General features: G+C 69.4%; 9 protein-coding genes. 5 read left to right on the plus strand and 4 right to left on the minus strand.

The window, feature by feature from the left end; translation table 11 throughout:
• The 4 genes from D6689_06395 to D6689_06410 all read right to left on the minus strand — a co-directional run.
• On the minus strand, positions 1 to 899 hold an 899-nt coding region (locus tag D6689_06395; GenBank protein RMH42984.1), incomplete at its 3' end, for a HEAT repeat domain-containing protein.
• A 13-nt stretch (positions 900 to 912) separates the two neighbouring features.
• On the minus strand, positions 913 to 1557 hold the full coding sequence (locus D6689_06400) for a hypothetical protein (protein ID RMH42985.1): 645 nt from the start codon (positions 1555 to 1557) through the stop codon (positions 913 to 915).
• Positions 1558 to 1569: 12 nt separating this feature from the next.
• Positions 1570 to 2079 carry a biopolymer transporter ExbD gene (locus tag D6689_06405; protein RMH42986.1) on the minus strand — a complete coding sequence of 170 codons (510 nt, stop codon included), beginning with the start codon at positions 2077 to 2079 and terminating at the stop codon, positions 1570 to 1572.
• 9 nt (positions 2080 to 2088) lie between these two features.
• Positions 2089 to 2730, minus strand: a complete 642-nt coding sequence (locus tag D6689_06410; protein ID RMH42987.1) for a MotA/TolQ/ExbB proton channel family protein — start codon at positions 2728 to 2730, stop codon at positions 2089 to 2091.
• A gap of 340 nt (positions 2731 to 3070) precedes the next feature.
• Here D6689_06410 and D6689_06415 point away from each other — a divergent pair, with 340 nt between their 5' ends.
• The 5 genes from D6689_06415 to D6689_06435 form a co-directional block, all read left to right on the plus strand.
• Positions 3071 to 3658 (plus strand): hypothetical protein, encoded by a 588-nt coding sequence (locus D6689_06415; GenBank protein RMH42988.1) that lies wholly within the window; start codon positions 3071 to 3073, stop codon positions 3656 to 3658.
• Positions 3659 to 3715: 57 nt separating this feature from the next.
• Positions 3716 to 5437 carry an aldehyde dehydrogenase family protein gene (locus D6689_06420; GenBank protein ID RMH42989.1) on the plus strand — a complete coding sequence of 574 codons (1722 nt, stop codon included), beginning with the start codon at positions 3716 to 3718 and terminating at the stop codon, positions 5435 to 5437.
• Positions 5434 to 6018 carry a bifunctional (p)ppGpp synthetase/guanosine-3',5'-bis(diphosphate) 3'-pyrophosphohydrolase gene (locus D6689_06425; GenBank protein ID RMH42990.1) on the plus strand — a complete coding sequence of 195 codons (585 nt, stop codon included), beginning with the start codon at positions 5434 to 5436 and terminating at the stop codon, positions 6016 to 6018. Before D6689_06420 ends, D6689_06425 begins: the two co-directional genes overlap by 4 nt.
• Before the next feature lie 106 nt (positions 6019 to 6124).
• Positions 6125 to 7270, plus strand: a complete 1146-nt coding sequence (locus tag D6689_06430) for a serine protease (GenBank protein ID RMH42991.1) — start codon at positions 6125 to 6127, stop codon at positions 7268 to 7270.
• 72 nt (positions 7271 to 7342) lie between these two features.
• The coding region (locus D6689_06435; GenBank protein ID RMH42992.1) for a hypothetical protein at positions 7343 to 7745 on the plus strand (403 nt) is incomplete at its 3' end.

The raw sequence follows: 7745 nt of genomic DNA on the forward strand, positions 1-7745 counted from the left end.
CGGAAGTCGCCGAGCAGGGTGGCCGCCTTGAACTTGAGCGCGCCCGGGGCCTTACACGTCGTATTGGGGCCCTGGCCCTTGTCGCAATCGTTGGCGAAGTTCTGCTCTTTGGCGTACCGGTTCAGCTCCTTGTGCTGGCCCTTGAAGATCTTGACCAGCTCGGGAACGACCGGCTTGCCGATCGCGGTGAGCGCCGTCCGCACCTGCTGGTACACGGGCGGCAACGCGAACATCGTCTTCAAAAGCGGCTGGATCGCCTTCGGGTCGGCCTGGTTCGCGAGCGCATTGGCCGCCGCCGCGTTGAGCTTGATCGGCTGCTTGGTCGGCGGTGTCGTGAGTACGTCGATCAACAAATCGACTGCCCGCGGATCCTTCATGTAGCCGAGCGCGCGCACCGCTCCGATGCGCACGCGCTGTCCCGGCGACAGCTTCGGAATGTCCTTTTTGACCGCAGCGATCAGGGTCGTCACGGCCTCAGGGCTCTGGATGCCGAGTTCGGCCGCGCGGCCGAGGGCGTCGGCGGCGACGACGGCGTCGTCGATCGACTGCTGATCGCCGATGTCGAACTGGTCGACCGCTTCGATGAGGTACGGGATCGCCGGCTCGTAGGTCGGCCCGTACTTCACCTCGCCGGTTTTCGGATCCACCCGCTGGTAACTCGCGAGTTCGATGAGGATGCGCAGCACCTTGGACGGGTGGCGGTGCGACTTCCAGAACTCTCCGAGTGGCTTGATCGCCTTGGGATCCTTGAGCTGCTGCAACCGCTGGAGGGCCTCCCCGGCCTCCTTCGGCTCGTCGAGCTTTTCGATCCACGTGTCGGGGTCGTACGGATCCTTGGGGCAGCCGGCGGTCAGCGCGATGAGCAGACCGCCCGCGAGCGCAATCCCCAGCGTCTTCATGACAGCTCCTTGGTTAGCGCTTTCTGCTGCGCGTGTTGATTGCGAACATGATGTTCTGGTAGTCGGCGGCGTACGCGGTCTTGAGCACGCGGCCGATCACCTTCGCGCTCGTGGCCTTGTCCGCTTGCAGGATCAACAGCCCGCGCAAGCACAGGGCGTTGGGGGGCGGATCGCCCGGTTCGCAGTTGCCCTTCGTTTCGTCGAAGTAGGTGCCCGCCGGACATTGACAGCGTTTGCGTTCGGCGTCGGGCATCTTGTCGAAGTTCATCTCGAACGACGTCTTCTCCGCCCGCAGGCGCTCGTACAGGTCGACGATCTTCCACTCCATCGACGTGTCGGCGTCGATCGCGCGCGGATCGCCCATGCCCTCGCCGTTGAACGAGATCGAGTCCGGACTGATGACGATGACGGGCGCGCGGCGCAACTGGTCCTTGTTGCTTGCGTCGGGGAGCGTCACGCCCTTTTGCGCCATGATGATCTCGCCGGTCGCCGAGAACGTCATCAGCAGGAACGTGACGAGAATCGTCATCATGTCGACGAAGGGCACGACGTTCAGGCTGACGTTCGCGCTCTTGCGGCCGCCGCCTTTGGCGCCGCCGCCGAGATGTTTGAACGGGATCGAGCTAAACAGCCTCGGCCCTGGTTCGTGGACTGGCATGTCCCGATCTCCTTATTGCTTGAATCGCACGGATAGCGACTGCGGGTCGACGTAGCCGACGTCGCGGAAGCCGGATGCGATCGCCGAGTCCATCGCGGCGATGATGTTCTCGTACGAGACTTCATCCTCTGCCGCGAGTTCGATGTCCTGGCGGCGGCTGAAGCGTGCGTCCTGCTTCAGTTCGCCCAGGACTTTCTCGAACGCTTCCCAGTCGTACTGCCCCTCGCCGAGGTTCTTGATCTGCTGGCGATCGCCCTGCAGGCCGCTCACGCCGACCCACATGTCTTCTTTGGTGAGCAACACGGAGATGTTGGCCGGCGGTTCCTCGTCCAGCATCTTCTCCGCGTCGCGCCCGATGCCCTTCGGCTTGATGCTGATCTGGGCCAGGTTGGTCCACACGGCCGTGACCAGCAAGAAGGCGGTGAGGCAGCTCATCAAGTCGATGAACGGGACGACGTTCAGCTCGACGTTGACTTCGCGTTTGCCCTTGCCGCCTTCGCCGGTGTCAATTGCGGCGCCCATGCGGACTCCTTACTGCTGCATCGCGGAGCGGTGCGCGGTGACGAGGTTGACGACCTGGACGGTCACCTCGTTGATGTCGTCCGTGATCGCCTGGGTCTTGCCGTTGAGCAGCGAGAAGGTGAGCAGACCGAGCAGCGACGTGCCGATGCCGAACGCGGTGCAGTTGAGCGCCTCCGAGATACCCTCGGCCAGCAGGGTCGCCTTGCGGCTCGCATCGGCGCCGGCCGCGGAGCCGAAGGACTTGATCATGCCGGTGATGGTCCCGAGCAGACCGGACATGACCGCGAAGTTGGCGAGCATCGCCAGGTACGGCGTGCGGCGGTTGATCTGCGGCAGTTCCCGCAGCGCCGCCTCGTCCATCGCGGCCTGAACCTCGTGATCGCTCTTGTTGAACTTCATGAGCCCGGCCTGGATGATGCGCGTGAGCGGAGTCGGGTTGCCGGAGCACACCTTGATCGCGCCCTGCACGTTGCCGCTCATGACCTGGCTCTTGAGCAGGGCCAGGAGCTTGTCCTTGTCCACCGTGGCCTTCAGCAGGTAGACGGCGCGCTCGACCGCGATGCCGATGATGAAGATCGACGTGATGAGGATGGGCCACATGCCCCATCCGCCCTCGTGGAATGCCTCCGAAATCGTCTTTACGATACCCATTGCGTCAATCGCCTCCTGTGGCGGGTCCAGTGGTCCGCGCGGACCGTTGCCACGCTGGCGTCCCAGCGTGACGTGGGTTGCAGGTTCCCGCGCGAAAGCAAGTTCGTGACCAGATCGACAACCTCCGGGGATCACGCGGCAACCGCCCGTGCGGGCGCGAGCTGGGGTCGATTGACGCCCGTGGCAGGGGTGGACGATCGGGGCAGAATGCCCCGCCTCGACCCGGGGTCGCGCAATGTGGGCGCACGTACGCCCGGGTAAGGCAATAAACTGCACGACGGCGGGCGCCGCCGGACGCGCGGCTGGACCGGCGTCGCGCAGTGCGGTACGAAAGAGAGCGATGCCGTTTCGCGTGGGCCTACTCGACGGCGTGGCGGTCGTGCTCGTGGCGATCGCGATCGGGCTGCCGCCTCGTGAGGTGCACGTCACCGACCCCGTGCCGCCGATCCCGCGCGACGCCGCGATCGAAATCAGCCGCTATCAGGCCAAGTTGGCCGCCGACCCGGCCGACGGCGTGGCGGCCGAAGATCTGGCCGACCTGCTGCTCGACCTCGGCTACTCCGACTGGGCGCTGCGCGTCGCCGGGGACGCGGCGCGGTTCGAGCGGTCGCCGACCCGCTGGCGCGCCCTGCGCGGCGTGTCGGCGGCACACGCCGAGCGCCTCGAGGTCGCGGACGCGCTCCGGTGGGGAGAACTGGCCCTGTCGGCATGCGAGGCGAACGAGGTCGCCTGTCCCGCCCACGAGCAGGTCCGGTTGCGCATCTACATCGCGCAGCTGCGGGCGGGCGTCGAAAGCGGCATCGACCCGCGGGTCGATCCCGCCGGGTTTCGCGCCGCGATCAGCCGCGCCGGAGTGCGCAACGTGCGCCTGAAGGCGCCGCGGGACGTCGTCGACTCGGCGCGCGAGTCGGCGTCCGGCGGCCGCTGACGCGGATGATCGCGGCGAGGGGCGCACGGCCGCCGTCGCATCGCGTATCCTCGGCGAATGGCACGGTCAGCATCGCTCGAGATGAGCGCGAGGGCGAACAGCGCACTGCGGACGGACGATCGGGACCTCGACGCGGCGATCGCGGCGCTGCGCGACCGGGCCCGCGAGTGGGCGCGGCTCGCGCCCCGCGCCAAGGCGGAACTCGTGCGCGCGTGCATCCCGCGGGTGTTGGCGGCCGGCGACGAGTGGGCCGCGACCGGCGCGCGCGCGCGCGGCGCCGACCCGGCCGAAGAATGGCTCGCGGGCGTGACGCCGACCGTGCGCCAGCTGAGGCTGTTCGCCGACACGCTCGACGCGATCGCGGCGGCGGGCAAACCACCGCTGGGTCGCCGCGCGCGCACGCTGCCCAACGGGCGGCTCGCGATCGACGTGTTCCCCGCCAGCGGCATCGACCGCGCGAGCTTCGCCGGGTTCACCTGCCACTGCGTGATGGACGAGGGCGTCGACCGCGACGCGGCGCGGCGCCGGCAGGCTGCGTTCTACGACGTGTCGGACCCGGACGGTGGCGTGTCCCTGATCCTCGGCGCCGGCAACGTGTCGTCGATCCCGCCGATGGACGTGCTCAGCAAGCTCGTCGCCGACGGCTTCGTGTGCTTGCTCAAGATGAACCCGGTCAACGAGTGGGTCGGGCCGATCCTCGAGCGGGCGTTCGATCCGCTCATCCGCCGCGGGTACCTGCGCATCGTCTACGGAGGGGCGGACGTCGGCCAGTACCTCGTCTATCACGAGGAGATCGACGACATCCACATCACCGGCTCCGACCGGACGCACGACTTGATCGTCTGGGGGCCGCCCGGCCCGGAGCGGGACCGACGCCAGCGCGAAAACGACCCGGTTCTCACGATCCCGATCACGTCGGAACTCGGCAACGTGTCGCCGGTCGCCATCGTTCCGCACGCGTACAGCGACGAGGAGCTGTGGTTTCAGGCGCGCAACGTGGTCACGATGGTGACCAACAACGCGTCGTTCAACTGCAACGCGGCCAAGATGTTGATCACGTCGCGGCAGTGGCCGCAGCGCGACCGGTTCCTCGACATGATCGAGCGCGGTCTGGCCGCGGTGCCGCCGCGCAAGGCCTACTACCCCGGCGCGTTCGACCGCTACGCGCGGCTTACCGAAGGGCGAGACGGCGTGCGCCGGATCGGGACGGCGAAGGACGGCACGTTGCCGTGGGCGGTCATTCGCGACGTACCGCCCGGCAGCGACGACGATCTGTTTCGAGTGGAACCGTTTTGCGGCATCCTGTCGGAGACGGCGCTCGACGCCGGCGAGCCGGACCAATTCCTCGCGGAGGCGACTGCGTTCATGAACGAACGGCTGTGGGGCACGCTCAACGCGATGATCGTGATCCACCCGTCCCACGAGCGCGACCCGACGATCGCGGCGTCACTCGACCGGGCGATCCTCGATCTGCGCTACGGCACGGTGGCGATCAACCACTGGCCGGCGCTCGGCTACGCATTCGGAACGCCGCCGTGGGGCGGCCACCAGAGTTCGACCCTCGCGGACATCCAGAGCGGGCTCGGCTGGGTGCACAACACGTACCTGCTCGACGGCATCGACAAGTCGGTCGTCCGCGGAAACCTGGTCGTCAAGCCGCACCCGGCGTGGTTCTACGACAACACGCGAGCCGGCGCGATCGCGCCGGCGGTAGCGCGGATGGAGGCAAGTCCGAGCTGGTGGAAGCTGCCCGGGTTGATGTGGAGGGCGCTGGTATGACGAAGCCGCGCGACCCGGAGCGCACGGCGTGGTTCGACGCCGCCGTGCAGTATGCCGTCGACTGTCACCGCGGTCAGATGCGCAAGGGGTCGGACGCGCCGTATATCGTGCATCCGCTGCGGGTCGGGTTGACGTTGCAGCTACACGGGTTTGCCGAACCGGTCGTAATCGCCGGCCTGCTGCACGATGTCGTCGAAGACTGCGGGATCGCGCTGGCCGAACTCGCGGCGCGGTTCGACGAGCGCGTCGCCGCGCTGGTCGAAGCGGTGACCGAGCCCGACAAGTCCAAGCCGTGGGACGTGCGCAAGCGCGAGTCGCTCGACCGGATGGACCACAGCGACGCCGACGCGCTCGCGATCAAGGCGGCCGACGCGCTCGACAACGTGCGCTCCATCTTGGCGGACCACGCCGTGCTGGGGCCGGCGGTGTGGGAGCGGTTCACACGCGGCGCGGAGCAGCAGGCGTGGTACTACGGCGAGGTGGCTGCACGGGTCGTGCGCGGGCTCGGCGGCCGGCCGCTCGCGCGCGAACTGGCCGGTGCGGCGGCCGAGCTGGCGTGCGTCGTCGCGGCGGATCGCTGAACGTCGCCGCGCGTTTCGTCTGGCCTCCGCGGGCCGCCCGCGGAGGCGGCGCGTGCGCGCGGCCCGCCGCACCGCCCGTGGCGCGCGGGTGCGGGACATTCGAGCTATGCTGTCGCCGGTGACACGCCGTTTCCGTTTCGCCCGGCGCCGAGCGTGGATGCTGGTCGCCGCCGCGGTCCTCGCCGCATGCGGGGGCACGATTCGACCACCGCGCGCGCGGCTCACGCCGAAGCAGATCATGATCCGCTCGCAGCCGAGCATCGTGCAGATTCGCGTGTTCGGGGTCGACGGGCCGGCGATCGGCACCGGCTTTGCCGTCGCGCCAGACGGCCGCATCGCGACGAACTTGCACGTCATCGACGGTGCCCTCGAGGCCGTGGTGCAGCTTCACGACGGCACGGAGTACCCGGTCGAGTTCGTCGTCGCGACGGACCCGGCGCACGACCTGGCGATCTTGCGGATTCCGAAGCGCGACGTGCCGGCCCTTCCGCTCGGAGACAGCGACGGCGTGTCGCCCGGCGATCCGGTGTTCGCCATTGGCAACCCGCTCGGCGCGGGCTGGACGATCAGCGACGGACTGATCAGCGCGATTCGGCCGGTGGCGGACGGGCTCACCATGCTTCAGATCTCCGCGCCGATTTCGCGCGGGTCGAGCGGCGGGCCGCTGCTCAACGTATATGGCGAGGTGGTCGGCGTCGCCACCATGGTGTCGTCCGAAGGGCAAAACCTCAACTTCGGGATGCCGATCAACTACCTCAAGCCGCTGCTGGCGCGCGACGACGGCGAGTCGTTCGAGACGTTCGCGGCGCGGTCGCGGGCGCGCGCCGAGGCGGGCCGGCGCGCGGCCCCGCGCATCGAGCGCCAGGTTCCGGACCACCCCCTGAGCGTACTCGACGGCTGCAGCGACGAAGACATCCGCCGGGTTGCGGCGGAGATCATCGCCGCCATCGAAAAGGGGGCGCCGATCTACAACGGCACCTGTTCGCAAATTCGCGACCCGGACGAGCGAGCGCGGGCGCGCGCCGACGGCCGCTGCGTGCCCGGCGACCACGAGGTGTGCTACCGGATCTACGAGGGCACGGCGCTGCGGCTGGACCATGACCTGCCGCAGGACTGCCGGGGCGTGAGGGCTGCGCTCGGCGACGGTCTGCTCCGCGCGCGGACGCTCGACAGCTATACCGAGAAGGCGTGGGCGATGCGGGATGCGTTCGACGGCTTGCTCGCGGTGATCGAGAAGAAACTGCGGCGGTGACGCGCGCCGCGCGGGAGTCGCCCGCGGCCCGCGCCCGCCGGGCGACCGAATCTGAGCTATCCTGCGCCCGCCATGTACGGACGCACGACTCGGTGGATGTGGGCGATCGCCGCGGCGGCGGCGTGCGGCGGCCGCGCCGCCTCGGGCCCGGCGGGGGCGCCGGCCCATTCTCCGACGGCCGCGGCGAACGCGGCGCCCGAGCGCCTGCGCGCGCGGGGCGAAGGCGGCCAGCCGGGGACGACCGCCCCCGCGGTCCGCGACGGCGACACGGCCACTCCGGCCGCGGCCGGCGGCGCGGCGCCCTCCGGCGGGCCCGCCGCGGTCGCCGGCGAACGCGGCCGGTCGGCGGCGGATGGTTCGGCGGGCGCGGCCCGCTCCGAGGCGGGCGCGGCGCTTGCCGCGGCGAGTGCGCGCATCCTGGAAGCGGCGATGGCCGACGACGGCGCGTGGCAAAAGCTCGCCCACCTCACCGATC

The sequence above is a fragment of the Deltaproteobacteria bacterium genome (assembly GCA_003696105.1).
In the GTDB taxonomy this organism is placed as follows: Bacteria; Myxococcota_A; Polyangia; order Haliangiales; family J016; genus J016.